Annotated in this window: 22 protein-coding genes and 1 pseudogene; 17 read left to right on the forward strand and 6 right to left on the reverse strand. The window is 59.1% G+C overall.

Features of this window, described 5'->3' with window-relative positions; genetic code table 11:
* The first annotated feature begins 339 nt into the window (after nucleotides 1-339).
* From CKW21_RS02920 to CKW21_RS02945, 6 genes and pseudogenes are all read left to right on the forward strand, one after another.
* A complete protein-coding gene (locus CKW21_RS02920) occupies nucleotides 340-651 on the forward strand; it encodes a hypothetical protein (protein ID WP_141232884.1) in 312 nt (103 codons plus the stop codon).
* A gap of 294 nt (nucleotides 652-945) precedes the next feature.
* Nucleotides 946-1,593 carry a hypothetical protein gene (locus CKW21_RS02925; RefSeq protein WP_095192526.1) on the forward strand — a complete coding sequence of 216 codons (648 nt, stop codon included), beginning with the start codon at nucleotides 946-948 and terminating at the stop codon, nucleotides 1,591-1,593.
* Complete coding sequence (locus tag CKW21_RS02930) at nucleotides 1,580-3,463, forward strand: DDE-type integrase/transposase/recombinase (RefSeq protein WP_095192527.1); 1,884 nt, start codon at nucleotides 1,580-1,582, stop codon at nucleotides 3,461-3,463. Before CKW21_RS02925 ends, CKW21_RS02930 begins: the two co-directional genes overlap by 14 nt.
* Nucleotides 3,464-3,720: 257 nt before the next feature.
* Nucleotides 3,721-4,707 (forward strand): AAA family ATPase, encoded by a 987-nt coding sequence (locus CKW21_RS02935; protein ID WP_095192528.1) that lies wholly within the window; start codon nucleotides 3,721-3,723, stop codon nucleotides 4,705-4,707.
* Nucleotides 4,670-7,162 carry a TniQ family protein gene (locus CKW21_RS02940; RefSeq protein WP_170948620.1) on the forward strand — a complete coding sequence of 831 codons (2,493 nt, stop codon included), beginning with the start codon at nucleotides 4,670-4,672 and terminating at the stop codon, nucleotides 7,160-7,162. The genes CKW21_RS02935 and CKW21_RS02940 overlap by 38 nt, the downstream gene beginning before the upstream one ends.
* 221 nt (nucleotides 7,163-7,383) lie before the next feature.
* A pseudogene (locus CKW21_RS02945) lies at nucleotides 7,384-7,752 on the forward strand (glutathione S-transferase); the annotation flags it as partial.
* A 285-nt stretch (nucleotides 7,753-8,037) separates the two neighbouring features.
* Here CKW21_RS02945 and CKW21_RS02950 read toward each other — a convergent pair.
* The gene (locus tag CKW21_RS02950; RefSeq protein WP_095192530.1) at nucleotides 8,038-8,970 is read right to left on the reverse strand and encodes a hypothetical protein; all 933 of its coding nucleotides are present in this window, start codon (nucleotides 8,968-8,970) and stop codon (nucleotides 8,038-8,040) included.
* 269 nt (nucleotides 8,971-9,239) lie between these two features.
* On the opposite strand from CKW21_RS02950, the gene CKW21_RS02955 reads away from it, so the two are divergent.
* Nucleotides 9,240-9,923, forward strand: coding sequence for a response regulator transcription factor (locus CKW21_RS02955; RefSeq protein WP_095192531.1), 684 nt, complete (start codon nucleotides 9,240-9,242; stop codon nucleotides 9,921-9,923).
* Nucleotides 9,901-11,295, forward strand: coding sequence for a HAMP domain-containing sensor histidine kinase (locus CKW21_RS02960; protein WP_095192532.1), 1,395 nt, complete (start codon nucleotides 9,901-9,903; stop codon nucleotides 11,293-11,295). Before CKW21_RS02955 ends, CKW21_RS02960 begins: the two co-directional genes overlap by 23 nt.
* 505 nt (nucleotides 11,296-11,800) lie before the next feature.
* On the opposite strand, the gene CKW21_RS02965 is transcribed toward CKW21_RS02960, so the two are convergent.
* The 3 genes from CKW21_RS02965 to CKW21_RS02975 are packed head-to-tail and all read right to left on the reverse strand — an operon-like array spanning nucleotide 11,801 to nucleotide 14,056.
* Nucleotides 11,801-12,211, reverse strand: coding sequence for an SRPBCC family protein (locus CKW21_RS02965; RefSeq protein ID WP_095192533.1), 411 nt, complete (start codon nucleotides 12,209-12,211; stop codon nucleotides 11,801-11,803).
* Between the two features lie 28 nt (nucleotides 12,212-12,239).
* Nucleotides 12,240-13,037 (reverse strand): SDR family NAD(P)-dependent oxidoreductase, encoded by a 798-nt coding sequence (locus tag CKW21_RS02970; RefSeq protein WP_095192534.1) that lies wholly within the window; start codon nucleotides 13,035-13,037, stop codon nucleotides 12,240-12,242.
* A gap of 2 nt (nucleotides 13,038-13,039) precedes the next feature.
* The gene (locus CKW21_RS02975) at nucleotides 13,040-14,056 is read right to left on the reverse strand and encodes an aldo/keto reductase (protein ID WP_095192535.1); all 1,017 of its coding nucleotides are present in this window, start codon (nucleotides 14,054-14,056) and stop codon (nucleotides 13,040-13,042) included.
* 113 nt (nucleotides 14,057-14,169) lie between these two features.
* On the opposite strand from CKW21_RS02975, the gene CKW21_RS02980 reads away from it, so the two are divergent.
* Nucleotides 14,170-15,072: a LysR substrate-binding domain-containing protein gene (locus CKW21_RS02980; protein WP_095192536.1), complete on the forward strand. Its 903-nt coding sequence runs from the start codon at nucleotides 14,170-14,172 to the stop codon at nucleotides 15,070-15,072.
* Between the two features lie 119 nt (nucleotides 15,073-15,191).
* On the opposite strand, the gene CKW21_RS02985 is transcribed toward CKW21_RS02980, so the two are convergent.
* Nucleotides 15,192-16,535: an MFS transporter gene (locus tag CKW21_RS02985; protein ID WP_095192537.1), complete on the reverse strand. Its 1,344-nt coding sequence runs from the start codon at nucleotides 16,533-16,535 to the stop codon at nucleotides 15,192-15,194.
* A gap of 287 nt (nucleotides 16,536-16,822) precedes the next feature.
* Here CKW21_RS02985 and CKW21_RS02990 point away from each other — a divergent pair, with 287 nt between their 5' ends.
* Nucleotides 16,823-18,256 (forward strand): aldehyde dehydrogenase, encoded by a 1,434-nt coding sequence (locus CKW21_RS02990; protein ID WP_095192538.1) that lies wholly within the window; start codon nucleotides 16,823-16,825, stop codon nucleotides 18,254-18,256.
* Nucleotides 18,257-18,507: 251 nt separating this feature from the next.
* On the opposite strand, the gene CKW21_RS02995 is transcribed toward CKW21_RS02990, so the two are convergent.
* Entirely contained in the window at nucleotides 18,508-19,773 is a 1,266-nt protein-coding gene (locus tag CKW21_RS02995) for an OprD family porin (protein ID WP_095192539.1), read from the reverse strand.
* Between the two features lie 180 nt (nucleotides 19,774-19,953).
* On the opposite strand from CKW21_RS02995, the gene gcvA reads away from it, so the two are divergent.
* The 7 genes from gcvA to CKW21_RS03030 all read left to right on the forward strand — a co-directional run bounded on the left by gcvA (nucleotide 19,954) and on the right by CKW21_RS03030 (nucleotide 26,784).
* Nucleotides 19,954-20,874 carry a transcriptional regulator GcvA gene (gene gcvA / locus CKW21_RS03000; RefSeq protein WP_256590102.1) on the forward strand — a complete coding sequence of 307 codons (921 nt, stop codon included), beginning with the start codon at nucleotides 19,954-19,956 and terminating at the stop codon, nucleotides 20,872-20,874.
* A 93-nt stretch (nucleotides 20,875-20,967) separates the two neighbouring features.
* Nucleotides 20,968-21,873: an NAD(P)-dependent oxidoreductase gene (locus tag CKW21_RS03005; RefSeq protein ID WP_095192541.1), complete on the forward strand. Its 906-nt coding sequence runs from the start codon at nucleotides 20,968-20,970 to the stop codon at nucleotides 21,871-21,873.
* A gap of 608 nt (nucleotides 21,874-22,481) precedes the next feature.
* A complete protein-coding gene (locus tag CKW21_RS03010; protein WP_095192542.1) occupies nucleotides 22,482-22,832 on the forward strand; it encodes a Zn-ribbon domain-containing OB-fold protein in 351 nt (116 codons plus the stop codon).
* Nucleotides 22,829-23,974, forward strand: a complete 1,146-nt coding sequence (locus tag CKW21_RS03015) for a thiolase family protein (protein ID WP_095192543.1) — start codon at nucleotides 22,829-22,831, stop codon at nucleotides 23,972-23,974. Before CKW21_RS03010 ends, CKW21_RS03015 begins: the two co-directional genes overlap by 4 nt.
* A gap of 4 nt (nucleotides 23,975-23,978) precedes the next feature.
* The gene (locus CKW21_RS03020) at nucleotides 23,979-24,737 is read left to right on the forward strand and encodes an SDR family NAD(P)-dependent oxidoreductase (RefSeq protein ID WP_095192544.1); all 759 of its coding nucleotides are present in this window, start codon (nucleotides 23,979-23,981) and stop codon (nucleotides 24,735-24,737) included.
* Nucleotides 24,738-24,747: 10 nt separating this feature from the next.
* On the forward strand, nucleotides 24,748-25,554 hold the full coding sequence (locus CKW21_RS03025) for an enoyl-CoA hydratase/isomerase family protein (protein WP_095192545.1): 807 nt from the start codon (nucleotides 24,748-24,750) through the stop codon (nucleotides 25,552-25,554).
* An 18-nt stretch (nucleotides 25,555-25,572) separates the two neighbouring features.
* Nucleotides 25,573-26,784 (forward strand): CaiB/BaiF CoA-transferase family protein, encoded by a 1,212-nt coding sequence (locus CKW21_RS03030; protein WP_095192546.1) that lies wholly within the window; start codon nucleotides 25,573-25,575, stop codon nucleotides 26,782-26,784.
* Nucleotides 26,785-26,841 lie beyond the last annotated feature (57 nt).

The following is a 26,841-nucleotide window of genomic DNA, read 5'->3' on the forward strand; positions in this document are numbered from 1 at the left end:
CAGACATCACAAAAAGTGATGCGAAAACTTTTGTTCGCTAACTTGCTGATTTTTACCACGCATAGCTTTCGTCTATGAGTGGAATCGACTCATTTCCGGCGACACCCACTGCTGGCTGGTGGTGTGGGGCATGGCACAAGTTTTAGTTATGTAAGTTGTTGATACTGGATGAAAATAGTTTGCATCTATGCACGTTTGGACGCTGTTTTAGTCGACTGATTCACGGTACCTAGCGAAATAAAATAGACCTCCGACGCGGCAATTCCGCCGCGTCAGCTGGAGGACATGCATATGTATCCCCATCGACTGCCATACCGTTTCCGCTCCCAGTACGCGCCGATGCCCACCATCACGCAATGGCATCCGCGGCTCGGCACGCCCTATAGCGCTGCCATCCCACAGACTGCCCGAAGCCGTTACCCCATCCAAGACCAGCCCCACTGTTTCGACGGCGATGGGCAATTAGGCATCGTCGTGTGGTGGGTGTTTCGTCCGTACGGGCGCTCGGCATACCGCATGCCGTCAAGAATCCCCCCGCTGGTTCATACGACGTTCATCGCCGGTAGCGATGAGCAGCAAATGAAACTGCTTGAAGCCACGATGGGCATCTCACTGTTTGAACTGGCTCGGCGACGAACGCACCGGCATTAACACGGGGCATCGCACAGATCGCCCGAGTCTCCCGACGTGAGTGGCACACCCACCCCCTCGCGTACTGGCGCCGATAAGCGCCGCTAGCGATCTCCGCCCGTCACGCTGACTGCCCCACGGCAACCTATTGGCGGCATAACGAGCCGAGCGGATTGACCAGCGCGAAGCGGGTCTGCCCGCTTCGCGCGGCACCGTCACCGTCACCGAGCAACCGTCCGTGGCGGTCGGGTACTGCGGATGGCCTTTAGTCTGCCGCCGTCATTGCTCATTCATCTCCCCCTGAGGAGAACCATCATGTTGGCTTCACGCAACCGTCCCGAAGAAAACCTCGCCCGTGCACCTTTGACCAAAGGACGCCCGGGCAGTCGAGTCACGTTTTTTCCTTCGCGAAAAAATGCTGGCCCCGTCGCTTGCGGCAATCTGCAGCAGGCTGATTACTGTGTCCATCTGGAGTACCGCCCGGATGTCCTCACCTACCAATGCCGACCACCCACCGTGTGCCGCGAGGCGCGACGCTACAAGGCCGACTTTCTCGTCACGCTGAGTAGCGGGCCACCGATTTATCTCAAATTCCTCCCCGCAGACGGTCAACCGGGGGCACTGAACCGTAACCAAAAACAAGCCGTGGATACGATGCTTCACGAGCGCAATCTGTTGTTTCGTTGGCTGGTTCCCGGAGACCTTCCGCATCCGTTGGTGACCTACAACTTGCGCACCCTTTACCACCACAGCTTTGGCAGTTCTCTGCAGGCGGCAGAGCAAGTGCGCGCATACGTCACAGCCCTGAAAGACCAGCAGGTGACGTTCGAGGCACTGCTCGCCAGTGGCGCCACGTCCGCCGCTATCTGTCACGCCATTTTCCTAGACGAGCTGCAGATCGACCTTGAGCAACAGCTCACCCCACATACTCTGATTTACGGAGGCCGTCATGGGCATCTTTGAATTCAAAGTCGGTGAACACTACCGCTATCGCGGACAACGCTTTCAAATCGTCGACCTACAAGGTGATTGCGTACAACTGCGTGCCATTGAGGGACGCCGGACCGTGCTGCGCCAGACCCAGGACATTCTGCTTCGCGCAATGAAGCGTGGTGCCCTCGTTAAAGATCAGGAAGCGCCGATTGAGCAGGATCCGCAAAAAATCATCGCCGGTATGCCCAAGCCTTACGCTGCTGTATTCGACCGCCATTGTTACTACACCCAGGGACTGATGGACGAACTGCATGGCCGAATGCCAACGGGACGCGCCCAGGCAGTGATCCAGCGCTTGGCAAAGAAGATCAACGATATCTGCCCGCCCAGCCTGAGCACGGCACGTAGTTGGGTCCGAACCTTTTGCAAATCGGGTTACAGCTATCTGTCGCTCATCCCGGGCCGCAAACAAAAAATGAAACATCGCCTGGACCACCAGCCGTGGGAAATTCAGCAGATCATCAAGCAGCAGGTTAAAGATCTCTATCTGAAATTAGAGCCCGCCTGTAAAACCGAAGTGATCGATGCCATTGTCCTGGAACTGGAAGCGTTCAACGACGGCAGACCCAAACACGACAGGCTGAGGATACCTTCGACATCGACCCTCAATCGGATCCTCCGAGAGCTGGACGCGTATGAAACAGCTTGTGCCCAGCACGGCAGTAAGTACGCACAGAAAAAGCAAGGCTGGACCCGTAAACGGCCACGCCCGGGACGGCTGTTCGAACTGGTGGAAGCTGACACTCAGCAGATGCACGTCATGGCAGTGAATGACCGAGGCGAGGTGATCGGTCGCCCGTACCTGACCGTTTTCCTGGAGGTCTATACGCGGATGCCCTACGCCTGGAGCATCGGGTTTAATCCCCCCTCTCTGGACACCACCCTCCAGGCACTACGATGGTCGTTATCCAGCGACAATATGTACGGCGGTGTCGCCACGCGTTATGTCTTCGACAGCGGCCCTGAGTTCGTGGCGGATAACCTGCGACGCATCATAGCGCTGCTGGGCGGTGAGGTTTGTTATTGCGAACCGGGCACCGGCAATCAAAAACCTCACATGGAAGCCTTTTTCGGCGTCTGGTCGAAAGAGATCGCCCACGAGATGCCCGGTACGACATTCTCCGATATTGCCACCCGTGGCGATTACAACGCTGAAAAAAACGCGCGCCTGACCATCGAAGAGATCAGAGATATCTTCGGTCGCTGGGTGAACGAGGCGTATTGCGAACGGGTCCACAGCAGCCTGAACACCTCCCCCCGCCTCGCCTGGGAGGCGGCTTACTCGACCATGCTCCCACCGCGACGTTATTCGCCCTCGGAGCTGCGTCAGCATTTCTTAAGCGCGTTCGAAGCCTCGCCCCAACAAGGTCGGCTGCGGTACAAGTCGCTGTTCTGGACGGGGCCTGCCGTGCCGTACCTGGCCAACCGCCAACCGAAAGTGGACAAGCTGCTTGTCTATTACGACCCCAGTGACCTGGGTCGTGCATGGGCCTGCCATCCCAGCTATCCCGATGAGGTACTTGAGCTGCAGGCAGTCGATCCCGACTATCAGGAAGGACTGACCCTGCACCTGCATCAATTGATTCTTAAACGTCTGAAAACGGAGCGCGAAACCTTCAATCCGCGCAAGGCACAACGCGCTCGCATTACGCTGCTGCGAGAGTTGGCCAAGGTCAAAACACCAGCACAACGGCGCCAGCATCAACGTGCAGTGGAAAAAGGTTCTCTTCAGAAACCACACAAGCGCCACGCACGGATACTAAGCACCAAACCTAATACGCCTGACGATTATCGCCATCACGGTGATACGCCGGACGATTATTCGTCTGTGGAGGTTTGACGCCATGCACATCCTTTATTGCATCGATTCGCCCGCACAAGAAGCTGCACAGCGCTGCGGCAAGGCTCACGAACCTCAGCAGTCGCCACCGTATGGCGTTCAAGCGACGGTCCGACGTGCGCTCAAGTAATCACTTGATGAGGTGATGTATCCAGCCATCTGGTAACGCTGAATGCGGCCCTTGGTCTGGATACATCAACCGCCAATCTCCTGCCCACCAGTAAGCCTAGAACTGCATTAAAACGAGGTGCATTGACATGGAATCCGACATCCAAAAAATCGTTAAAGCATTCAAAAGCAAAATTGTCTTCCATCCGCGCTATCGACAGGCGTGCTCGCAAATCCAAAATGCGATCGAAAACACTGAAGCGCTGGGTGAACCGGTATGTGCCCTGCTTTGCGGACCAAGCGGTACTGGTAAATCCACGCTTTGTCGTTACTTTCAAAAACTCTATAACGGCGACGCTGTGATTCGCCGCGATGATGGGACCTATGCCAATCTGCCCGTCTACTATTGCGAAGTCCCATCTCCAACGACCGTCAAAGGGTTAATCACCAACATGCTCCGCGGTCTGATTGATGAAACTCCCAATGGTACCGTCGAGAAACTTACCCACCAGCTCATCACTTGTCTGAAAACATGCCAGGTGAAGATAATTTTTCTCGACGAAATTCAGCGCCTCTGTATTACCACGGTCTCCGAAAAGGTGCGTCTCGACTCACTGCAATGGTTAGTCTCATTTCTCAATGGCTCCGGAATTCCAGTAATCCTTTCGGGAACAGAACTCTGTCGAAATATCCGGTGTGAAAATGAGGCGTTTGAAAATCGATACCCGTATTTCGCGGAACTATCACATTTCACTTATGACACGGGAGTCAACTCAAGCTTATTTTCAACACTAAAACAACTAGATACCGAAATGTACAAGATTGCAGCGCTCGCCAAAGGTGTTCATCTTAACGATCCAACCATCGCGGCGCCACTTTATGTGGGTACGCGCGGCAACTTGAAAAGAATGCGATTAATCATTAATGATGCCCTTAAGACTTGCTTACAAAGAGACATACCGCACGAACTGAAGGCGAGCGACTTCTACGCAGCATGCCAATATGTAGGCCTGCCGAAAAATCTGTCAGATGGCAACCCATTCGCCCAACCCTATGACGATTTGCTGAAGCTTATATTAAACTATGAGGAAGATAAAAATGAGCAAACTATTGTACATTCCTCGGCCGTTGCCTGAAGAAAGTCCAACTAGCATCCTAAAGCGCATGGCCATTATGCATGGTTGCATATTACGTTCAGACTTTCGGTCTCTTTTTGGTCAAGCATATTTTAACGGATCCCTGATTTCCCGATCGCACCCTATTGTTAAAAATATCTTTAGACAGGCTGGTATCGCAGGCGATGAATTTCTAGAGGGCTTTTATGAACCAACGGGTAAGTTACATCACGCTCCTCCACTGAAAATTGCTGGAATTTCCGTCAGCGCTGACATGATACGGAAGAGGGGGGCCGCGTATTGCTCAGAATGCTGGAAAAACGGTATAGAGTATTTCATCAAAGACCTCAAACTCTCGAGCTACTGCCCCTACCATTTCAGAAAATATCTATCAAAATGCCCCAACTGCCAAAGTAGACTGTATTGGCACGGGATGAATGAACGCTGTAGGTGCCATCACCTTCTGGTCTCGCCACCATGCTCGGTCGATGTAGCGGCAAATGAAGAGAAACTACTCGATATATTCAGAGCAGGCGACGCACAAAAATTTGCCAAACTTTGTAACTACCTAAATAACTTGGGATATCGCGTGGAGCGTGACACTGAATGCCCAGCTAACAGATGCTTATTGACAATAGCGCTTGCCATACTTGAAGAGGATATGGCCAAAGTATTAACCAACCTCAAATATCTACAAATATTATACCCGGAGACGCCTGCATTCATCATTGCCGCCAAACTTTCGTTGTTCTTTGATGCCAACGTACGGGCCTGTGCACGAGACTTCATCAAATCCACCTCACGTGAACAGGCCGAAGAGCGCGAATCCTTCACAACACCACCGCTTCATTCCTTTTCTTTAACCAAACAGCAGATAAGCGCCTGGCTTGGCATTCGCCAGCATTACTGGAAAATCTTGCGTTTAGCGATCAGCATTAAGCCAGACAAGAGTCGATACACTTGGCAACAAGCCCTAACCGTTTCCAAACAAGTATTGATAATAAAACTTCGTAACGGCTTTAGTAAGAAAAAAGCAAAAAACTCAATTAGCCCTCCAAAACACATCCAAGAACAGCTTCAGCTAAGCGCCGCAGCGATAAAAGGTGCAATTGAACTGCATCTCTTGACACCCAAATGGGCTAAGAATCATAAGATGTATTTTGAGCCACATGCCATAGAAATATTCTCTAAAAATTTTATTTCAGTGAAACTGTTTTCCTCACAAACAAAAACCCCCACTAAAGAGATCCGCAGTGCTATAGCCCACTTAAAGATAGCACCACTGAACCTTGAAAACGGCACACTTCGTCGTCGGCTTATCAGCACTCAATCGAGCATGCTCATTACTGAATGGTGCAAAAAAAACAAAAAAACTCAAGGGAGGAAACGTATAAAAAACTCGACCACACTTTTACCGTGCAGCCCTACTGGCGAAAAAATGTGGTTATCCACGGCGGAGGCCGCAGAATACCTTGAGACATGGGAGGGGCCTGTATGTCATTTTGTAAAACATGGATTACTGACTAAAGTTAAAAAATCTCGAAATGGATGTGGCCACCTTATAGATGCCAAAGAACTGAAAGCCTTTAAAGCACAATTCGTAAGCTCGAAAGAAGCGCGCAACTTGTTAAGTTGCAGCAACGAAAAAGTTGTAAAAGCCCTTAATAATTTTGGAGTCTCTCCTGTTTTCGGACCAAAAATAGATCATAACCCAGCAAACTTTTACGCACGCGAGCAAATTTTATTAAGGAACAGCACAGAAACTAAAGCACTAAACGAAACGAGCAATGGATACACCATACAGCAAGCAGCCGAAAAACTTCACAACCCAACAAGGACAATTCTTCAACTAATTAAAATTGGCGCTCTCCAATTATCAGATTATAGATCGGCAAATCCGTTTATAACCTGCAATAGCGTCGATAGCTTTTATAATCATTTCGCCACATCACTCACCGTATCTCAATGGTTAAAAACCCGGCCAGCTTTTGTATCAAAAATCATGAACAGCCTTAACATCTATCATCTAAACGGCATGCCGACTGACAACCCATTGTACTTCATCTACGCCATCGAAGATATTGCAAAATACTTCTCAATTCCCAAGCACCATCCACTTCACAAACCAGGCCAGAAACCAAGTACCGCTCTAATAAAAACATCTGACCTTTGGGAAAAATATGACATTAGCGGAAAATCTTTCGGGGAAATGTTTTTAAGCTCAGGCTTCGTTAATCCAATCCGCATTGGTGCAACCAATTACTTACTTCCAAATGAAGCTGCCAAAGTGGAAGGCATTTTGGAGAGGTACTATACCTTTTCACAAGCGGACAGGTATTTAGGTCATAAACATACAAGAAACCTAAAAAAAGCAAATCTTCTCATCGTAGTCTATCCTTTGAAGCCTTCTGCAAATTATCCGATGATTGAAAAAGTCCAAGTACAGGCTTACGCCGCCAAGCATGGCTTCGCCTAACTCACCACCTTATCTCGTCACGCTAATCTTTTACAAATTCAGAACCTTAAAACTCCCAAGTAAATCAACCAAATTTAACGGATAACCAGCGCCTACAAATCTGACTCGTTTCGCCTATCTTTCACAAATTCCAACTTATTTTGAAATTCTTTTCCCAAGTCATTTTGACAAAGACTAAGAAAATCAAGGCGCGTTTTTTCCAACGAACGTGAAAAACGGGGCCTGCGGGTATCGAGCAACGCCTGCGGGCATTGCGCCTGATCGGCCTGGCATTGGCGGCCAGCGAAAAGTCGGTGCAGCTTTATTACGAGCGCAACTTGCGGCCGGCGGAAATTCAGTATGCACCGTGGGTTGAGCGGGTCGAAGGGCAATTGGCGGCAGCGTATGACGCGCTTGAGCGGGAACTGGAAAAACAGCCGTTGAAAACCGATGGCTTGATTGATCAGGCGGGCATCACCCTGGCGGTGGCGTGGAGCTTTACCCACTATGTGGTGCCGGATCAGGTGTCGACTGAGCGGTTTCCGAGGATCGCTGCGTTCACCAGGTATGCCGAGGGGCTTGAGGTGTTTGTCAGTACGCCGATTGACTGAGCATAGTGCTCCGCCTGAACTGGCCTCTTCGCGAGCAGGCTCGCTCCCACAGTAGACCGCATTCAAATGTGGGAGCGAGCCTGCTCGCGAAGAGGGAATGACTGCCAGCATCCATCTAACAAACCAACCCTCAACATAAAAACGCCGCTTCTCCCAAAAGGCAGAAGCGGCAGAGGCACGAGCCCCGGAAATATCAACTCACGTGAACAACGCAATCAGAATGATGATCGGGATCGGTACGCCGAGAAAGAACAGCAGTAATGAACGCATGATGATTCTCCTGGGTTAGCGAACAGGTGGGGCGGTGACGTAGGTGTCGGTTTCCACATACACCACGGCATCCCGACGACGACCGCCGAACGTTGCGGCAAGGCTGGCGAAGAACGCACCGGCCAAAAGCGCAACAAACATCCACAGGGTGGTCATGGCGGCAACCTTCGCGGCTGTGTCCGCAGCTTGTTGTGCGGCCAGCTTGGCGTCGGCCACAGCTTTTTGCGTGCGGGCATAGACTTCATCGACACGACGCTCGGCATCGGCCTGGGTCAGGTTGGTGCGTTGCGCCACCAGTTGTGCCAGGTAGGTACGGTCTTCTGCAGCCAGTTGACCATCGTTGGCCAGGGAGCGAACGAAGATACGAGTGACGGTTCCGTGCACCGCGTCATCGCTGACGGCGGCCGGACGATCATCGCGGAACAGGCTGTCGATGTAATAACCGTACTGATCACTGTCGGTATTGGCCGCAGCCGTACCCGCGACTTGGGTCATGGCACTGGCGGCCCCCCCGGCGACTTGCGCCCCGGCCTGCACGCCACCGCTGACGATACCGCTGACCGAACCCGCCACCAGGGTGGCCGTTACCAGCGTGGCCACGCACCAGGCGAGAAAGCCGTGGGCGGTGTCGCGGAAATAGACTTCATCGCTGTGCATGTAGGCCCACTTCACCCGCAACCGGCCGGCAATATAGCCACCGAGCCCGGAGGCAACGATTTGTGTGAAAGCCAGCCAGACAATCGTGGTAATGCCCAGGCTCTTGGCGCTGATGCCTTCATTGGCCCACGGCGATACCGCGGAAAACCCGAGGCCAAAACCCAGCAGCACCAGAATCAGCGACAACGCCGCCGCAGCCGCGGCCCCGGCAAAGATCGCGCCCCACGACACGCCAGAGAGCGTGGTCGATTCATCCAGGGCGGGATAGAAACCATCAGAGGATCTATTCATCGTTGTATCGCTCCAGGCAGAAAGATGGTGTTACAACTAGTCGTAATCACACGTTGCAGTCACCGTGCCAGTCGCGGGTTTTGAATAAGTCGTTGTATGTCAGCCAGTTATAAAGATTGAACTTCCCCGGCTCTTGCAATATGCAACGAACGGGCAGGCTCAGCGGGTTTTCTGCATTGGCGGGTCCATGAAGTTTTATTTAGAAAGCTGGCGAACATTTCTTGGCAAAATGTCGCCTATCGTTGTGAACACCTAATCAGGCCAGCCCTATGACCCGCATCTTGACCATCGAAGACGACGCCGTGACCGCCCGGGAAATCGTCGCCGAACTGAGCAGCCACGGCCTCGACGTCGACTGGGTCGACAACGGACGCGAGGGGCTGGAACGTGCAGTCAGCGGCAACTACGATCTGATCACCCTCGACCGCATGCTGCCCGAGCTCGATGGCCTGGCGATTGTCACCACGCTGCGGACCATGGGTGTGGCCACGCCTATCCTGATGATCAGCGCCCTTTCCGATGTCGATGAACGTGTGCGCGGCTTGCGCGCCGGCGGCGACGACTACCTGACCAAGCCCTTCGCCACCGATGAGATGGCCGCCCGGGTCGAAGTCCTGCTGCGCCGGCAGAACACCGTGACCGCCCAGGCCACCACGCTGCGGGTAGCGGACCTGGAGCTGAACCTGATCAGCCACGAAGCCAGCCGGAATGGCGAGCTGCTCACGCTGCTGCCCACCGAATACAAACTGCTGGAATTCCTGATGCGCAACACCGGGCAAATCCTCTCGCGGATGATGATTTTCGAAGAAGTCTGGGGTTATCACTTCGATCCCGGCACCAACCTGATCGACGTGCACATCGGCCGCCTGCGCAAGAAGATCGACCCACCTGGCAATGTTCCACTGATTCGGACCGTGCGAGGCTCGGGTTATGTCATTGCCGAACCCGTCTAAAGGCTGGCGCTCTTCCACCAGTCGCCTGCTGGCGCTCTACAGTGCGTTGTTCGTGGCCTGGAGCGGCATCCTCATGGGCGTCATGTACTACGAGGTGTCCGCTTACCTGGACAACCTGGCCAAGCATTCGCTGATGCAACGTCAGCATCTGTTTTCGCACTTCCAGGGCGAGCAACTGGCGGACGCCCTCGCCGTCAGCATGACCTTCGATATTCGCGGCATCGACGCCTATGGCCTGTTCGATGCCGAGCATCGTTACCTCAGCGGCGCCCTGCGCCACATCCCCAAGGACCTGCCGCTGGACGGCAAGATCCACATGCTCAACGATTGCGCCGAATCCGACGACCCGACCCTGCCCATCGACAGCTGCGACGCCGTGGCGACCCAGACGAAAGATGGCCGCTGGCTGATCCTGGTGCGGGACAACGGTTCGTTGTTTGCCGTGACCCGGATCATTCTCCATGCCTTGTTCTGGGGCGTGACCTTGACCATCCTGCCGGGCATCGTCGGCTGGCACCTGCTTCGCCGTCGGCCGTTGCAGCGCATTCGCGGGATTCAGGCCAGCGCCGAAGCCATCGTCGCCGGCGACCTGACCCGGCGCCTGCCGCTGTCCAACCGCCGCGATGAACTGGACATGCTGGCCGCCATCGTCAACGCCATGCTCGAACGCATCGAGCGGTTGATGAACGAGGTCAAGGGCGTGTGCGACAACATCGCCCATGACTTGCGCACCCCGCTGACCCGCCTGCGCGCGCAGCTTTACCGCATGCAACAACAGGCCGGCGAAGGCTCGGCGCAAGCGACGCAGCTTGACCTGGTATTGGCCGAAGCCGACACGTTGATGGCGCGCTTTCGTGGGCTGCTGCGGATTTCCGAACTGGAGGACCGCCAGCGCCGCTCCGGTTTCGTGCAGCTGGACCCGGTGCCGTTGCTGCAGGAACTGCATGAGTTCTATCTGCCGTTGGCCGAGGACGATGGCCTGAGGTTTCAACTGCAACTGCCCGCATCATTACCTTCGCTCAATGGCGATCGTGCTTTGCTGTTCGAAGCGGTGGCGAACCTGCTGAGCAATTCGATCAAATTCACCCCGCCCGGTGGTCAGGTGATTTTGCGTGGGATTAATGAGAACGGGCATACCCGCATCGAAGTGCTCGACTCCGGCCCCGGCATTCCCGAGTCTGAACGGGTGGCGGTGTTCCAGCGTTTCTATCGCGCCGAGGCGGGCAATCTGAAAAGCGGTTTCGGGTTGGGGCTGTCGATCGTCGCGGCGATTGTCAGCCTGCATGGGTTTACGCTGGAGGTGGGTACTAGTGAACTGGGTGGGGCGCGGCTGGTGCTGGATTGTCGGGAGAGATTAATACCCCAAGCCTGACACAAAACCTGTGGGAGCGAGCCTGCTCGCGAAGGCGTCAGGTCAGTCCAAACAACTTTGACTGACACACCGCTTTCGCGAGCAGGCTCGCTCCCACAAGGGGGCATGGGTTTACGCTGGAGGTGGTTAGCAGTGAACTGGGTGGGGCGCGGTTGGTGCTGGATTGTCGGGAGAGATTAATACCCCAAGCCTGACACAAAACCTGTGGGAGCGAGCCTGCTCGCGAAGGCGTCAGGTCAGTCCAAACAACTTTGACTGACACACCGCTTTCGCGAGCAGGCTCGCTCCCACAAGAGGGCATGGGTTTACGCTGGAGGTGGTTAGCAGTGAACTGGGTGGGGCGCGGTTGGTGCTGGATTGTCGGGAGAGATTAATACCCCAAGCCTGACACAAAACCTGTGGGAGCGAGCCTGCTCGCGAAGGCGTCAGGTCAGTCCAAACAACTTTGACTGACACACCGCTTTCGCGAGCAGGCTCGCTCCCACAAGGGGGGGTGTGGTGTTTGTCAGGCCGGGTAGTTGGCTCGAAGAGCCTCAAGCCCACCCTGATAAATCCCGGTAAACAACGCCACCACTTCCTCGTCACTCACGCCCACCGGTTCAAACCGACCGGACCAGGTCACCCGGGCGCCCTGCCCTTGGGCTTCCACACGAATCGTCGCCAGGTAATCCGTGGCCGGAAACGGTGCCTGCAAGATCGAATAGCTGTAAGTCTTGCCGTCATTGTCGAACGCTTGCAGACGCTCGATCACCACGCCGCCGTCCGCCGTTTGCAGGCTGCGCACGCGCCCGCCTTCGCTGAGTTCGCTCTTGGGAATGAACGGCAGCCAGTCCGGCAGCGAGTTGAAACCGCCGATCAATTGCCAGACCTGATCGGCCGAGGCCGGGATGTCGATGGATGCTGATGTGGTTGCCATGAAAAATATTCTCCAGATTCAAAAAGGTTCAGATGGCCAGGCTGTCGACGACACCGCCGTCGACCCGCAGGGCGGCGCCAGTGGTGGCCGAGGATAGCGGCGAAGCGATGTAGGCCACCAGGTTCGCCACTTCCTCGACCTCCGCCACGCGCTGGATGATCGAACTGGGCCGAGCCTTGCGCACAAAAGCGTCGGCTTCTTCCCGGACGCTGCGACCGGAGGCGGCGACAGCATCCTTGAGCATCTCCTCCACACCGTCGGTGAGGGTCGAGCCCGGCAAAATCGAATTGACCGTCACCCCGGTACCCGCCAAGCGTTTGGCCAGGCCATGGGACACCGCCAGGTTGGCGCTTTTGGTCACGCCGTAGTTGATCATCTCGGCCGGGATCGCCACGCCGGACTCCGAAGACAGGAAAATCACCCGGCCCCAGCCCTGCTTGACCATATCCGGCACGTAATGCCGGGCCAGGCGCACACCGGAGATCACGTTGACTTCATAGAAGCGTGTCCACTCGCTGTCCGGGGTCTCGAAGAAGTCCACATCGTTGTAGATCCCGAGGTTGTTTACCAGGACGTCAGCGCGGGGTTCGGCGGCGAACAATTTTTCCGCCCCCTCGGCGGTGCCCAGGTCGGCAGTCAAGCCTCGCAACTGCGCACCCGGCACGCTCTGGCGAATGCTTGCCAACGCCTGTTCGACCTTGGCCGTGTCACGGCCGATCACCACCACCGTGGCGCCGGATTCGGCCAGCGCCTTGCTGATGCCCAGGCCAATGCCGGCGGTGCTGCCGCTGACAATCGCCAGTTTTCCACTCAGATCGATTTTCATGTTCAGGCTCCAATCATGGGTAATGGGGCACGTTCGGACACCAGCTTCGCGTCACGCAACGCCTGCCAGAAGGCTGCGGGAATCACCGCCGACAAGGCGGCGACATCTTCGGCAATCCGCTCGGGACGGCTGGCACCTGGAATCACCGCCGCCACCGCCGGGTTAGCCAGGGAAAATTGCAAGGCAGCAGCTTTGATATCGACACCATGGGCAGCCGCGATGCGTTTGATGTGTTCGACTTTGGCGATGATCGCCGGGCTGGCCTTCTGGTATTCGAAGTGTGCGCCACCGGCGAGGATGCCCGAGCTATACGGGCCGCCGACCACGATCTCGACCTTTTGCGCCAGCGCCGCGTCCATCAGGCGCTGCAAGGCACGGTCGTGATCGAGCAGCGTGTAGCGACCGGCCAGCAGAAAACCGTCCGGCTGCGCTTCGTTCAGGTCCAGGGTCAGTTCGCAGGGCTCGACCTTGTTCACGCCCAGGCCCCAGCCCTTGATCACGCCCTCTTCACGCAAGCGGGTCAGGACTTTGAAGGCACCGGTGCGCGCCTGATTGAAGTATTCCAGCCATTGATCGCCGTAGAAGTCCTGGGCGATGTCATGCACCCAGACGATGTCCAGGCGATCGGTTTGCAGACGCTTGAGGCTGTCTTCGATCGAACGCATGGTCGCGTCGGCGCTGTAGTCGTTGACGATCTTGTTCGGGCGGCCGTGTTCGAACACCCCGCTCTTTTCGCCCAGATCGCGGGCGGAGGCGTCTTCGACTTCGTCGAGAATCACCCGGCCGACCTTGCTGCTCAGTACATAGTCGTCGCGGTTGTAGCGGGACAGTGCCTGGCCGAGGCGAATTTCCGACAGGCCCGAACCGTAGAACGGCGCGGTATCGAAGTAACGCACGCCGGCCTCCCAGGCGGCATGCACGGTGGCTTGCGCTTCTTCTTCAGGAATGGCGCGGAACATATTGCCCAACGGTGCAGTGCCGAAACCCAGTGCGCCGGGCAGTTTGTCTTTCAAGCTCATGATTCAAATCCTCATCAGTTCAGTGGTCAGGTGACCGTTGAGCAGATCCTAGATTGCGATCATCGGACCGTCCAAGACATAATGCGCAGCACTTGAGTCCCTAGAGGTCTGAAATGATCGACATCCGTCAATTGCGCTACTTCGTCGCCGTCGCCGAGGAAGAACACGTCGGTCGCGCCGCCGAACGCCTGCACATTTCCCAATCGCCCCTGAGCCGGCAGATCGCCCAGCTCGAAGAGCGCCTGGGCCTGACCCTGTTCGAGCGCAGCCAGCAACGTATCCGCCTGACTCGCGACGGCCAGACCTTCCTCGCCGAAACCCGCGCGCTGCTGACCCACGCCAATCGCCTGGAATCCCTGGGCAAACGCCTGGGTCGCGGCGAAGAAGGCGGCTTGTGCATCGGTTACATCGAAAACGCCATGCACGCCGGCGTCCTGCCCAATGCCTTGCGCGTACTGCGCGGTGACCGGCCGAACGTGCACGTCGCGCTGTACAACCTCAGCTCCGCCGAACAACTCGAAGGCCTGCGTCAGCGTAGTCTGGATATCGCATTGGTCAGCGAACCGCCGACCAACGACGACCCGGACCTGCTGGGTTTCCAGGTGCTGGACGACCCGATGCTGCTGGCCCTGCCCGAGCATCATCCCTTGGCACAGAAAGCAACACTGGTCGCCGCCGACCTGGCCAATCAGGAGTGGATTGGTGTGCAGCATCGCCAGAATGCCAACTGCCACGACGACTTCGTCAGCGCCTGCATCCGCGCCGGCTTCACCCCGGACATCCGTATGGAAGCCACAGAACCGTTTACTGCATTGGGCTTGGTGGCGTCGGGACTGGGGATCGCGATGATTCAGAAAGGCCTGAGCCGCAACGCACCACCGGGCGTGGTGCTGAGGGAGGTGCCGTGGATCTCCTTCACCACGCCGCTGTGGGCAGCGTGGCACCGGATCAACCTGCGGCCTTTGGTGGAGACGTTCAGGAAGGTGTTGACCGAACGGGAGCCGGTTCCGGCCTAGTGCACAAATCCCTGTGGGAGCGAGCCTGCTCGCGAAAACGGTCTGTCAGTCGACATTGTTGTTGTCTGACACTCCGCCTTCGCGAGCAGGCTCGCTCCCACAGGTTTTATTGCGCCCAATCAGCGCAGCGGTTGCCCCCGCGTCTCCGGCATCCGCAGGTACACCGCCAGACTGATCGCACTGATCACCGCCAGGTAAATCCAGAACAACCCGCCATACCCCCACCCCGCCATCGCCGCCATCAGGTACGGCGCGGTGCCGCCGAACAGCGTCACTGACAAGGCGTACGGCAAGGCGATGCCGGTCACGCGCACTTCGGCCGGGAACTGTTCAGCCATGGTCACCGCCGATGCCGCGCCGAAGCCGGTCATGATCACCATCGACACGGTCTGGATCAGCGTCACTTCCAGCAGGCTGATGCCGGGGTGCAACAGTCCGAAGCTCGGCCAGGCCCACAGGATCGAGGCGATGGCAAAAGCAATCAGCACCGGACGGCGGCCGACCCGGTCCGCCAGTTTGCCGGCGAACGGCATCAGCACCAGCGACACGCCGACGGAAACCACCCCGGCCAACAACGTATCGCGGATCGACATACCGGTGATCAGGTGCACCTGATTGGGGTAGCTGACCATCCACACATAGTTGAGCAGGTTGCCGGCCATGGCGATGCCGATCACGCGCAGGGCATCGCGACGGTGGCTGAACAGCAGCTCACGGATCGGGCGCTTTTTACCGTGGCTGGCGATCTTCGATTTGAAAATTTCGGTCTCGCGCACCGACAGACGAATCCACAAGGTAATCAGGCCCATCAGCGCCGCGATCACGAACGCCACGCGCCAGCCCCAGTCGTACAGCGCGGTATCGCTGCCCATCGACGCAAGCGCAAAACCCAGCAGAAACGACACCAGTGTGCCGGCATTGATGGCGAACCATTGCCAGGACCCGGCAAACGCCCGGCGATGCGCCGGTGCCGACTCGATCAGGAACGCCGACGCCGAGCCAAATTCGCCGCCTGCCGAGAAGCCCTGGACCAGACGGGCAATCACCAGAATGATCGGTGCGGCAATGCCGATGCTTTCGTAGTTGGGGCAGATACCAATCACCAGCGAAGCCACCGACATCAGCAGGATCGACAGCGTCAGGCCTTTCTTGCGGCCATAACGGTCCGCCAGTTGCCCCAGCACCGCGCCACCGATGGGGCGCATGATGAAGCCGACGGCGAACACCGCCAGCACCGACAGCAAGGCGGTAACGCCGTCACCGGCGGGGAAAAACTGCTTGGCGAGGATCGAGGAAAACGTCGCGTAGATCACCCAGTCGGTGTATTCGACGATGGTGCCTAGGGTGGCGGCGACAATCGCTTTTCTCTCGGCACTGTTGAGTTTGCGACCCTCGGCGTGAGGGATTGCAGTGGCAGTGGATGACGGTGGCAATTGACCGTCCACCGTGTGGTAGTTGCTCATATTCAAGACTCCCGTGGGCGCTATTATTGTTGACCTTTGGACGCGGCCTCAGCGTTGCTACGGGAGCAATATCCGGCGTTGCCTGCTGCGCGTGAAGCGAGTTTTCAGGACGGTTCGGTTGACTAAACCTCAAGCCATTGCCTTGAGATTTTCTCAACGCACGGTGCTTTAAAACTCGGTTGAAGGGTCGTCGGTGAGCAGCGGTAATGGCAGGCAATCATGGGGCTGCCCACGACCCTCCCCCATGCCGCGCATTAACAAGAAGAGCTTCACGAGGAGAACCGGCAATGTTTGACAGAACCAACAGCTTCATCGACGGCCGCATCACGCCGCCGCTGGACGGCCAATACGTCGACAAGATCGACCCGCGCACCGGCGAAAAACTCAACGAAGTGGCCAGCAGCAGTCCGGCCGACGTGGCCATTGCCATCGACAGCGCCGCCAGCGCCTTGCAGGCCTGGCGCGACATGCGTCCGGCGTTGCGCGGGCGCATCCTCAACGATTTCGGCCGCCTGATCCGCGCCAGCGAAAGCACCCTCGGTGCCCTGGAGCGCGCCGAAACCGGCAAGCCCGGCCGCGAGATGGCGACCCTGATGGACCTGACCGCGCAGTACTTCGAGTTCTACGGCGGCATCGTCAATGTCATGGACGGCGAAGTGATCAACCAGGGCCCGAACTACCACGTCTACACCCGCCGCGATCCGTTCGGTGTCATCGGCGTGATCCTGCCGTGGAACGCCCCGCTGCACCAGGCCGCCCGCGCCATCGCCCCGGCCCTGGCCACCGGCAACACCGTGGTCGCCAAACCCTCCGAACACACCTCGGCCTCGCTGGTGGAACTGGCGCGCCTGGCGGTCGAAGCCGGCATTCCGCCCGGCGTATTCAACGTCATCGTCGGCAAGGGCAGCGTGATCGGCCCGGCCATGGCGTATAACCCGCACATCCGCAAAATCTCCTTCACCGGCGGCATCCGCGCCGGCCAGGAACTGGGGCACATCGCGGCGGATCGCATCCTGCCGCTGACCCTGGAACTGGGCGGCAAGTCGGCCAACATCGTCTTCGACGACGCCGACCTCGACGCCGCCGCCAAGGGCGCGACCCTGGCCTTCACCTGGAACAGCGGCCAATGGTGCGCCGCCGGCACACGTTTACTGGTGCAAGAATCGATCTACGAGCGTTTCGTCGACAAACTGCTGGCTGAGGTCGGCCAGTTGCGGGTCGGTCCCCAGGATGACGCGACCTCCGGCCCCATCACCACCCACGCGCAATTCGAGAAAATCCAGAGCTACTTCGCCATCGCCGAGCGCGAAGGCCTTAAGCCGGCCATCGGTGGCAAAGTCGCCACTCAGCCGGGGTACGAAAACGGCTGGTACGTCGAACCTACCGTGTACACCGGCGTGACCAATGACATGACCCTGGCCAAGGAAGAAATCTTCGGCCCCATCGTCTGCGTGATCCCGTTCAAGGACGAAGCCGATGCGCTGCGCATCGCCAACGACAGCGAATTCGGCCTCGGTGCCGGGATCTGGAGCCGCGACATCGGCCGCGTCCACCGCGTCGCCGCGCAGCTGGAAGCGGGCCGGATTGTGGTCAACGAATACAGCGGCGGTTTTGTGCAAACGCCGTGTGGCGGGTTCAAGCAGAGTGGGTACGGGCGTGAGCAAGGGGTGGATGCGCTGTCACATTACACGCAGTTGAAGTCGGTGATTATTCGGCTTTGAGGCTGTACCCGATCACTCAAGGGCACAGCTATGGCTGCGCCCTTTTTTCGTCCCGGTGAACACATCTGGAGCATATCTGCACATCCCCCTGTGGCGAGGGAGCTTGCTCCCGTTCGGCTGCGCAGCAGCCGCGAAACCAGTCAATGCGGTCAAGCTGATACCACGCTGTGGCAGAATTTAGGGTCGCTACGCGACCCAGCGGGAGCAAGCTCCCTCGCCACAGAGTGATCATCGGCCGTGAAATGTCGGGATCACCACAGCGCCAACGAATAGGTCACGATCAACCGATTCTCATCAATATCACTGGAAAAATTGCTCCGCGCGCTGGCGTTTTTCCACTTCACGCCAAGGTTCTTCAACGGTCCGCTCTGGATCACGTAGCCCAATTCGGAATCCCGTTCCCACTCCTTGCCCGCCGTGGTGCGGGTGCGCACGGTCACGTCGTCCCCCGACAGATAACGGGTCATGAAGGTCAGCCCCGGAATGCCCAGCGCGGCAAAGTTGTAGTCATAGCGCGCCTGCCACGAGCGCTCATCTTGATTACCGAAATCATTGATCTGCACCAGGTTCACCAGGTAACCATCGGTGCCATTGATGTTGGCAAACCCGGTATCGCCACTCATGCGTTGGTAACCCAGCCCCAGCGAGTGGCCACTGGCGCTGTAGGTGAACATCGCGCCCAACGCCGAGTTGTCGACGTTGCTGCCGCCGTCGTCGAGGCTGCGCGCCCAACGCAGGTCGGAGCTTAAGGTCTGGCCTTCGCTGATCGTCCATTTGTGGTTGAGGGTCAGGTAGTGCTGGCGGTAGATGCCGTCCAGTTCACCGTAGTGATAGGCGGTGCTCAGCGCCGGCGTCCAACGGTATGACGCGCCGGCAAAGTCGAAGCGATCGCTGGTGGTGTGGCGGCCGAGGCGGATGTTGCGGGCCACGCCGTTGTAGACCGTCATGTCCTCGTTGTCGGAAGAATTGCGCAGTTTGGTCTGGTCGAGGCGGCCGAGGTCCAGGGACAGGTTGTCGACATCAGCGCTGTTGAGCCAGGCACCGCGAAAGGTTTGCGGCAGCAGGCGCGAATCGTTGTACATCACCACCGGCATTTTCGGCAGCAGGGTTCCGGCCTTCAGGGTGCTCTTGGCCATGCGCAACTTGCCAGTGGCGCCTAATGCGCCGTACTGGTCTTCGGCGCGTCCACCCGGTCCGCGAGCGGTGTTGAGCAGGCCGGTGCCGGTGCGGTCCGGTGCTGAATCGAGCTTGATTCCGACCAGGCCGATGGCGTCGAAACCGACGCCTATCAGCCCCTCGGTGTAACCCGACTCAACCCGCAGGATCATGCCCTGAGCCCATTCTTCGGCCTTGCTCTGGGCCACGCCAGACTGCCGGAAATCACGATTGAAGTAGTAGTTGCGCAGCTCCAGACTGGCTTTGCTGTCCTGGAAAATATCGGCGCACACCGGGTTGATGACGGTGCTCGCCGCCATGCAAACAGCAAGACGTGAAACCACTGGGAAGACGTTGTTCATGGGCGCGTTTCTCTTATTGTTGTCAGGTTCGAACACGCCCCGGACAGGCGCGCGAACGTCGATCCTGAAAGCCGGGTCCACGCCCGACAATCGAGAAAAACACCCCGCTGCCTTGAGTTTTAATCAAGTGGGTTTAGGCTCTGGATTACATACACTGCGCGCCGCGCCTCCCACAGGAACATGAGTTTGCCCGCTATGGATCGACTGCCACCGCTGAATGCCATCCGCGCCTTCGAGTCCGTTGCCCGGCACCTGAGCATCACCCTCGCCGCCGATGAATTGAACGTCACGCCGGGCGCGGTCAGTCGGCAGATCCGCACCCTGGAAGAGTTCCTCAAGCTCGATCTGTTCGTGCGCGGGCATCGGCAGATCACCCTGACCGCCGCTGGCGAACAGTACTTTCGCGCCGTGGCGAAAATTGTCGAAGACTTGCGCGGGGCGACGAAAAAACTCATGTCGCCACCCCGCCGCCGTCAGCTCAAGGTGCGCGCCTACACCACCTTCGCCATGCAGTGGCTGATCCCGCGGCTGGCGAGTTTCCACGCGCAGAACCCGAAGATCGAAGTGCTGCTGACCGCCTCGCTCGAACCCGTGGATTTCTACAAGGAAGACATCGACGCCGCGATCCGCCTGGGTTCCGGCGAGTGGCCCAACTGCAATTGCTATGTGCTCAGCGACAACCAGTTGGCGCCCGTTTGCAGCCCATCGCTGCTGCAACACGGGCCGGGGTTGCAGACCCCCGCCGACATCGCCGGCTACACCATGCTGCACTCCATCGCCCGCCCGGAAGACTGGCGCTATTGGCTGGAAGCCGCCGGGGTCAGTCGCGAAGTGGATGCCCAGGCCGGCATGTCGTACCAGAGTTCTTCGATGGTCTACGCCGCTGCGGTCGGCGGCCAGGGCATCGCCATGGCGCAACTGTTTCTGGTCAGCAAGGAGCTGCAGGACGGCAGCCTGATCCGCCCGTTCGAACAGGTGGTGGACATGGGCGTCTACACCTACTACCTGCTCACGCCCAGGCACCGCGAGGAAAGCAATGATCTGCGGATTTTCCGTGAATGGATTCTGGAACAGGCACGCATGACCGGTGATCAGGCTTGAGATTTACTCAACGCATGGCGGCGTAAAACTGCTTTGTCGGTGATTTGCCGGCGTGACTAGCATGGGTCTCCAATGACAAAAAAGAGACCCGCCATGACCACGCTCGACTCCCCTTCCATCGGCTTTATCGGCCTCGGCGCCATGGGCCAGAAAATGGCCTTGCACCTGCTGGAAAACGACTTCGACCTGAACCTGTTCGATCCCAATCCGCAGGCCCTTGCGCCGTTGCTGGCCCGCGGTGCTCGCAGCTTCGCCACGCCTCGCGAAGTGGCCGACCATGCGCAAATCGTGCTGGTTTGCGTGCCGACCCCGGACATCGTTGAACGCGTGGTGCTCGGTGCTGACGGCGTGATCCACGGCCAGCAGATCAACATCCTCGTTGACCACTCCACCACCGGCCCGAGCCTGGCCCGACGCCTGCACGCGGAGCTTGCCGAACGCGGCATCGACGCCCTCGATGCACCGCTGGCTGGCGGTGTGGCCGGTGCGCAGAACGGCACCTTGTCGGTGATGGTCGGGGGTGATCGCGGCGCCTATGAGCGCTGTGTGCCGGTGTTCGCAGCATTTGGGAAAAAGGTCGAGCACATCGGCACTGAACCGGGACTGGGGCAGACCTTGAAGCTGGTCAACAACATGATCGTCGCCGCCACGCTGGTGGCCACCAGTGAAGCGATGCTGTTCGGGGTCAAGGCCGGGCTGGATGCGCGGCAGATGGTCGAGATGCTCAATGCCAGCACGGCGCGCAGTTTCACCAGCGAACAGATCCTGGCCGGGACGGTGATGCGACGGGAATTCGATTTCGGTTTTCGCCTGGATCTGATGCGCAAGGATGTAAGGCTGTTCCTGGCCGAAGCGGAAAATGCCGGGGCGCCGGCGTTTACCGGATCGGTGGTGAAGCAGTTTTTTGATCAGGCGTTGAGCGAGGGCGACCCGGCAAGGGATATGACCCATGTGGTGGAGGTACTGGAGCGATTGGCCGGGGTCACACTACAAGGCTAAAGCCAGATGCTCTACCTGTGGGAACGGGCTTGCTCGCTCCCACAGTGGCTGTGTGTCGTGCATACGGTTTGTGTTCGCTGAAGATCAAGTGTGGGAGCGAGCCTGCTCGCGAAGAGGGCGTGTCAGCTGGCATTGCTGGTGCCTGACACACCGCTTTCGCGAGCGGGCTCGCTCCCACAGTGGCTGTGTGTCGTGCATACGGTTTGTGTTCGCTGAAGATCAAGTGTGGGAGCGAGCCTGCTCGCGAACAGGGCGTGTCAGCTGGCATTGCTGGTGCCTGACACACCGCCTTCGCGAGCGGGCTCGCTCCCACAGTGGCTGTGTGTTATGCATAAGGTTTGTGTTCGCTGAAGATCAAGTGTGGGAGCGAGCCTGCTCGCGAACAGGGCGTGTCAGCTGACATTGCTGGTGCCTGACACACCGCTTTCGCGAGCGGGCTCGCTCCCACAGTGGATGCATTTCAGTGGGCAGTTCTTTGATGATCAAACTGCCCATCATTTGATTTTTTCTCAACCCACCCCCGTTTTTATCTCGTTTGTCGGCCCTCCCTTCCCTGCCCGACCATGACCTCCAGCTCGCCTGCGAGCCAATAACAACAGGAGGTCATCATGAGTTCTTCCACGCCCGTCTGGGCCGCCACCACGCCGCCGAGCCTGCGCGCTTCGCGTCATCGCCACAGCGGCGAAATCTTCTTTCCTGCCGTCACCGGCGAGTCGCCCCTGAGCGCCGACTTCGACGACACCGTGCTCGACACCCAAGGCCAGGTCTACAGCTTCACCGTCATGCACCCGAGCCCGAAAAGCGGCCTGCCACCGTTCGTGCTGGCGTATGTCGACCTGCCCGGCCCGGTGCGTCTGTTCGGTCGCCTGACCGGCCGCGCCGCCATCGGCGAACCATGCCGGGTGATCGCCCACGACACCTACGGCTACATTTTCCAATCCCTGGAGGCACGTCCATGAGCCAGATGCATGTAATGGGCGGCGCGATGACCGTCTTCGGTCGTCACCCTGGCGTCATGGCGCCTGAACTGGCGCAACGGGCGATTCTCGATGCGGTGGCCGATGCAGGCCTGCAACTGGCGGACATTCAAGCGGTGTACTGCGCCAACGTGCTGGGCGGCATGATCCTCGGCCAGGTGATCCTGCGCGATCTGGGTCTGAAAGGCATCCCGGTCTACAACATCGAAAACGCCTGCGCCAGCGGCGCCACGGCGGTGCATCTGGCCCGTCATGCCTTGCTGGCCGGGCAATACGAGCGGGTGTTGGTGTTCGGCATCGAGCAACTGACTGCCCTCGGTGGCGGCATGATCCCGATGCAGCGCAACGACCGCATGACCGATCTGTACGCCACCGCCGGCATGGTGCTGCCAGCGGTCTACGCCATGCGTGGCACGCGTTTCCTCCACGAGCGCGACGCCAAACCCGCCGACCTCGCCGCCGTGGCAGTGAAGAACCGCCGTCACGGCTCGCTCAACCCCTACGCCCAGCAGCGCAGCGAAGTGACGCTCGAAGAAGTGCTCGCCTCGCGCATGATCGCCGACCCGCTGACCCTGTTGCAGTGCTGCCCGTCACAGGTCGATGGCGCCGCCGCACTGGTACTCGGCAACAAACCCGGGCCGCACGGCAAAGACGTGAAAGTGCTGGGTTCGATCATCGTCTCCGGCCTGCGCGAAAGCGGTGACGAGGACATCCTCGACGCCGAAATCACCGCCCGCGCCGCACGCCTGGCTTACGAGCAGGCCGGTGTCGCGCCGAGCGATATCGGCGTGGTCGAGTTGCACGACGCTTTCACCATCGCCGAGCTGTTGTATTACGAAGCCCTGGGTCTGGCGGCACCGGGCGAAGCCGTGGCCCTACTGCATTCCGGCGCCACTTCTCTGGGTGGTCGAGTGCCGGTCAACCCGAGCGGCGGCTTGCTGGCCAAAGGTCATCCACTGGGCGCCACTGGCGTTGCGCAGATGGTCGAGTTGTTCTGGCAGTTGCAAGGCCGCGCCGGCGACCGCCAAGCGGGCACCCCGCGCCTGGGCCTGGCGCAATGCACCGGCGGCGGCATCGCCGGGGTCGACCACGCGGCGTCCGCCGTGCACATCCTTGGAGTTTGAAGCCATGAACAACTTTTCTGCCGGTCAGATCGCCGTAGTGACAGGGGCTGCCCGTGGCATCGGTCTCGCCATCGCCCAACGTCTGGCACAACAAGGTGTGTTCGTTTATCTGCTGGACCGCGACGAACTGGCGCTGAACAACAGCGTCGAGGCGCTGCAATCCGAAGACCTGAAAGTCGCGGGCATCGCCCTCGACCTGACCGAGGGTGAAGCCGTGAACGCCGCATTCACCCAGATTCGCGAGGCGCAGGGTCGACTGGATTTTCTGGTGAACAACGCCGGCGTGGTCCGCGACAAACGCTTCCTGACCATGACCGAACAGGACTGGGACCTGGTGGTGGACACCAACCTGCGGGCGCAATTTCTGTGCTGCAAGGCTGCCCTGCCACTGATGCTGGAGAACAGCTTCGGGCGCATCGTCAACATGTCGTCCCGGGCCTGGCTCGGCGGTTTCGGCCAGGCCAACTATTCGGCGGCCAAGGGTGGCGTGGTCAGCCTGACCCGCAGTCTTGCCATTGAATTCGCCGCCAAGGGCATCACCGTCAATGCCATCGCACCAGGCATTGTCGACACGCCGCTGTTCCAGAGTTTCGTTCCCGAGGTACAGGCCAGGCTCAAGGACACCGTGCCGGTAAAACGCATCGGCACGCCGGACGACATCGCCAACGCCGTGGAATTTTTCCTCGCCCCGGCCAGCAGCTACGTCACCGGGCAAACCCTGTACGTGTGCGGCGGGCGCAGCCTGTCCTCGGCCAGTGTGTGAGGGCAAGGCCATGACCGTCACTTTCGAAACCTTGGGTGCCGTCGCCCTGATCACCCTCGACCGGCCGCAGGCGCTCAACGCCCTGGATCTGGATTCGCTGCACGCCCTGCGCGGCCATTTGCTGGAGGTGCGCGACCGTCGTGATTTGCGCGCCGCCGTGATCACCGGCAGCGGCGAACGGGCGTTCTGCGTCGGCGCCGACCTGAAGAGTACGCGGGACTCAAAAGCCTCCTACGCCGAGGCGTTGTTTTTGGCCAACGAATCGGCGGCGGATGCCGGGCTCTACATCCGGCTGATGGACCTCACCGATCTGGACCTGCACAAGCCCCTGATCGCGGCGATCAACGGCCACTGCCTCGGTGGTGGCCTGGAACTGGCGTTGCAATGTGACCTGCGCATCGCCAGTGACAGCGCCACTTTCGGCTTGCCGGAAGCGGTGGTCGGCTCGATTCCGGCGGTCAGCGGCCTGCATCGCTTGATGCGCGCCGTGCCGCCGGCCCACGCCCTGCAATTGGCCCTGACCGGGGCGCGTATCGACGCCGCGGGTGCCGAGTCCATCGGCTTGATCTCCGAGCGTCTGGCTGACCGCGAAACCCTGGTGCAACGGGCGCTGGAACTGGCGCAACTGATTGCCCGGCAAGCACCGCTGGCGATCCAGGCCCTGCAAACCCTGGCACGCAGCACCGCGCACCTGAGCGACCGCGAAGCCCAGCGCCTGACCGAGCTCTACTGGGGCGTGCTGCGCGACACCGAAGACCGCATCGAAGGCCGCCAGGCATTTGCCGAGAAACGCACGCCGCATTACACGGGCCGCTAAAAGCCCGAGGAGGCGAACATGTTACGCAATGCACTGGACGGCCTGACCGTCCTCGACTTCACCCAGATCGCCGCCGGCCCCACGGCCACCATGCTGATGGCCGACATGGGTGCCAAAGTGATCAAGGTCGAACCCCCCGAAGGCGAGTTGGGCCGCACCCTGGGACCTGCCTGGGTCGGCGAAGACAGCGCGCTGTTCCACGGTTTCAACCGCGGTAAACAGGGCCTGTGCCTGGACCTGAAACACCCGGACAGCGTGGCGGTGATCAAGCGCCTGGTGTTGCAGGCCGACGTGGTCATCGAGAGCATGCGCCCCGGCGTCATGGCCCGCCTCGGCCTGGGCTACGAGGCCTTGGCCGCGCTGAAACCGGACCTGATCTACTGCTCGATCTCCGCCTACGGCCAGCAAGGACCCTATGCAGATAGGGCCGGGGTCGACGGCATCTTGCAGGCCGACTCCGGGCTGATGAGCCTGATCGGCACACCGGGCTCGGCACCGTCCAAGGTGCAGGCGCCAGTGGTCGACGTGGTCACCGGCTACATGGCCTGCATGGCGGTGTTGGCCAAACTGCACGCCCGAAACAACGACGGCCTCGGCGGCCACCTCGATGTCAGCCTGATGAACTCGGCCCTGGCGCTGCAACAGGCGTCGCTGGCCAGCTTCCTCTGCGACGGCAAACTGCCGACCCGCATCGGCAGCGCCGCGCCTTACTCCGCGCCCAACGAAGCCTTCGAAGCGGCGGACGGCTGGCTGATGGTCGCCGCGTACAACGGCAATCGCTGGCCAACGCTGTGCGGCGTGCTCGGGCACCCGGAGTGGATCGACGACCCACGCTTCGCCAGCTCCGCGCAGCGCGTGGTGCATCGCCAAGACATGGTCGAGGCGCTGACCGACGTCTTCCGCACCCAACCCGTCGCCCATTGGCTGCAGGTGCTGCGCGAGGCCGATATCCTCTGCTCCAGGGTCAGCGACTACAACGACGTACTGGTCCATCCGCAGATCGCCAGCAACGGTATGCTGATCGACCTGCACCACCCGCAACATGGCGTGGTGCGGGTGCCGGGGTTTCCGATCAATAGCCTGGAGGCGGCGCAAACCCCTTATGCACCGGCGCCGGACAAGGGTGAGCATTCGTGCGAGGTATTGCGCGGGTTTGCGTTTTCCGAAGAAGAAATCGAAGCCTTGCTGGCTTCTGATGCCATGCGATGCCCTGAGGTTGCTTTGAGCTGATCAATAACCCTGTGGCGAGGGAGCTTGCTCCCGCTGGGTCGCGCAGCGGCCCCAGAA

Source organism: Pseudomonas sp. Irchel 3A7 (assembly GCF_900187565.1).
Taxonomy (GTDB): Bacteria; Pseudomonadota; Gammaproteobacteria; order Pseudomonadales; family Pseudomonadaceae; genus Aquipseudomonas.

Coding starts and splice junctions, on each gene's coding strand:
- CKW21_RS02920 (WP_141232884.1), top strand. CDS start 340: ATGCCCACCATCACGCAATGGCATCCGCGGCTCGGCACGCCCTATAGC.
- CKW21_RS02925 (WP_095192526.1), top strand. CDS start 946: ATGTTGGCTTCACGCAACCGTCCCGAAGAAAACCTCGCCCGTGCACCT.
- CKW21_RS02930 (WP_095192527.1), top strand. CDS start 1,580: ATGGGCATCTTTGAATTCAAAGTCGGTGAACACTACCGCTATCGCGGA.
- CKW21_RS02935 (WP_095192528.1), top strand. CDS start 3,721: ATGGAATCCGACATCCAAAAAATCGTTAAAGCATTCAAAAGCAAAATT.
- CKW21_RS02940 (WP_170948620.1), top strand. CDS start 4,670: ATGAGCAAACTATTGTACATTCCTCGGCCGTTGCCTGAAGAAAGTCCA.
- CKW21_RS02950 (WP_095192530.1), bottom strand. CDS start 8,970: ATGAATAGATCCTCTGATGGTTTCTATCCCGCCCTGGATGAATCGACC.
- CKW21_RS02955 (WP_095192531.1), top strand. CDS start 9,240: ATGACCCGCATCTTGACCATCGAAGACGACGCCGTGACCGCCCGGGAA.
- CKW21_RS02960 (WP_095192532.1), top strand. CDS start 9,901: ATGTCATTGCCGAACCCGTCTAAAGGCTGGCGCTCTTCCACCAGTCGC.
- CKW21_RS02965 (WP_095192533.1), bottom strand. CDS start 12,211: ATGGCAACCACATCAGCATCCATCGACATCCCGGCCTCGGCCGATCAG.
- CKW21_RS02970 (WP_095192534.1), bottom strand. CDS start 13,037: ATGAAAATCGATCTGAGTGGAAAACTGGCGATTGTCAGCGGCAGCACC.
- CKW21_RS02975 (WP_095192535.1), bottom strand. CDS start 14,056: ATGAGCTTGAAAGACAAACTGCCCGGCGCACTGGGTTTCGGCACTGCA.
- CKW21_RS02980 (WP_095192536.1), top strand. CDS start 14,170: ATGATCGACATCCGTCAATTGCGCTACTTCGTCGCCGTCGCCGAGGAA.
- CKW21_RS02985 (WP_095192537.1), bottom strand. CDS start 16,535: ATGAGCAACTACCACACGGTGGACGGTCAATTGCCACCGTCATCCACT.
- CKW21_RS02990 (WP_095192538.1), top strand. CDS start 16,823: ATGTTTGACAGAACCAACAGCTTCATCGACGGCCGCATCACGCCGCCG.
- CKW21_RS02995 (WP_095192539.1), bottom strand. CDS start 19,773: ATGAACAACGTCTTCCCAGTGGTTTCACGTCTTGCTGTTTGCATGGCG.
- gcvA (WP_256590102.1), top strand. CDS start 19,954: ATGAGTTTGCCCGCTATGGATCGACTGCCACCGCTGAATGCCATCCGC.
- CKW21_RS03005 (WP_095192541.1), top strand. CDS start 20,968: ATGACCACGCTCGACTCCCCTTCCATCGGCTTTATCGGCCTCGGCGCC.
- CKW21_RS03010 (WP_095192542.1), top strand. CDS start 22,482: ATGAGTTCTTCCACGCCCGTCTGGGCCGCCACCACGCCGCCGAGCCTG.
- CKW21_RS03015 (WP_095192543.1), top strand. CDS start 22,829: ATGAGCCAGATGCATGTAATGGGCGGCGCGATGACCGTCTTCGGTCGT.
- CKW21_RS03020 (WP_095192544.1), top strand. CDS start 23,979: ATGAACAACTTTTCTGCCGGTCAGATCGCCGTAGTGACAGGGGCTGCC.
- CKW21_RS03025 (WP_095192545.1), top strand. CDS start 24,748: ATGACCGTCACTTTCGAAACCTTGGGTGCCGTCGCCCTGATCACCCTC.
- CKW21_RS03030 (WP_095192546.1), top strand. CDS start 25,573: ATGTTACGCAATGCACTGGACGGCCTGACCGTCCTCGACTTCACCCAG.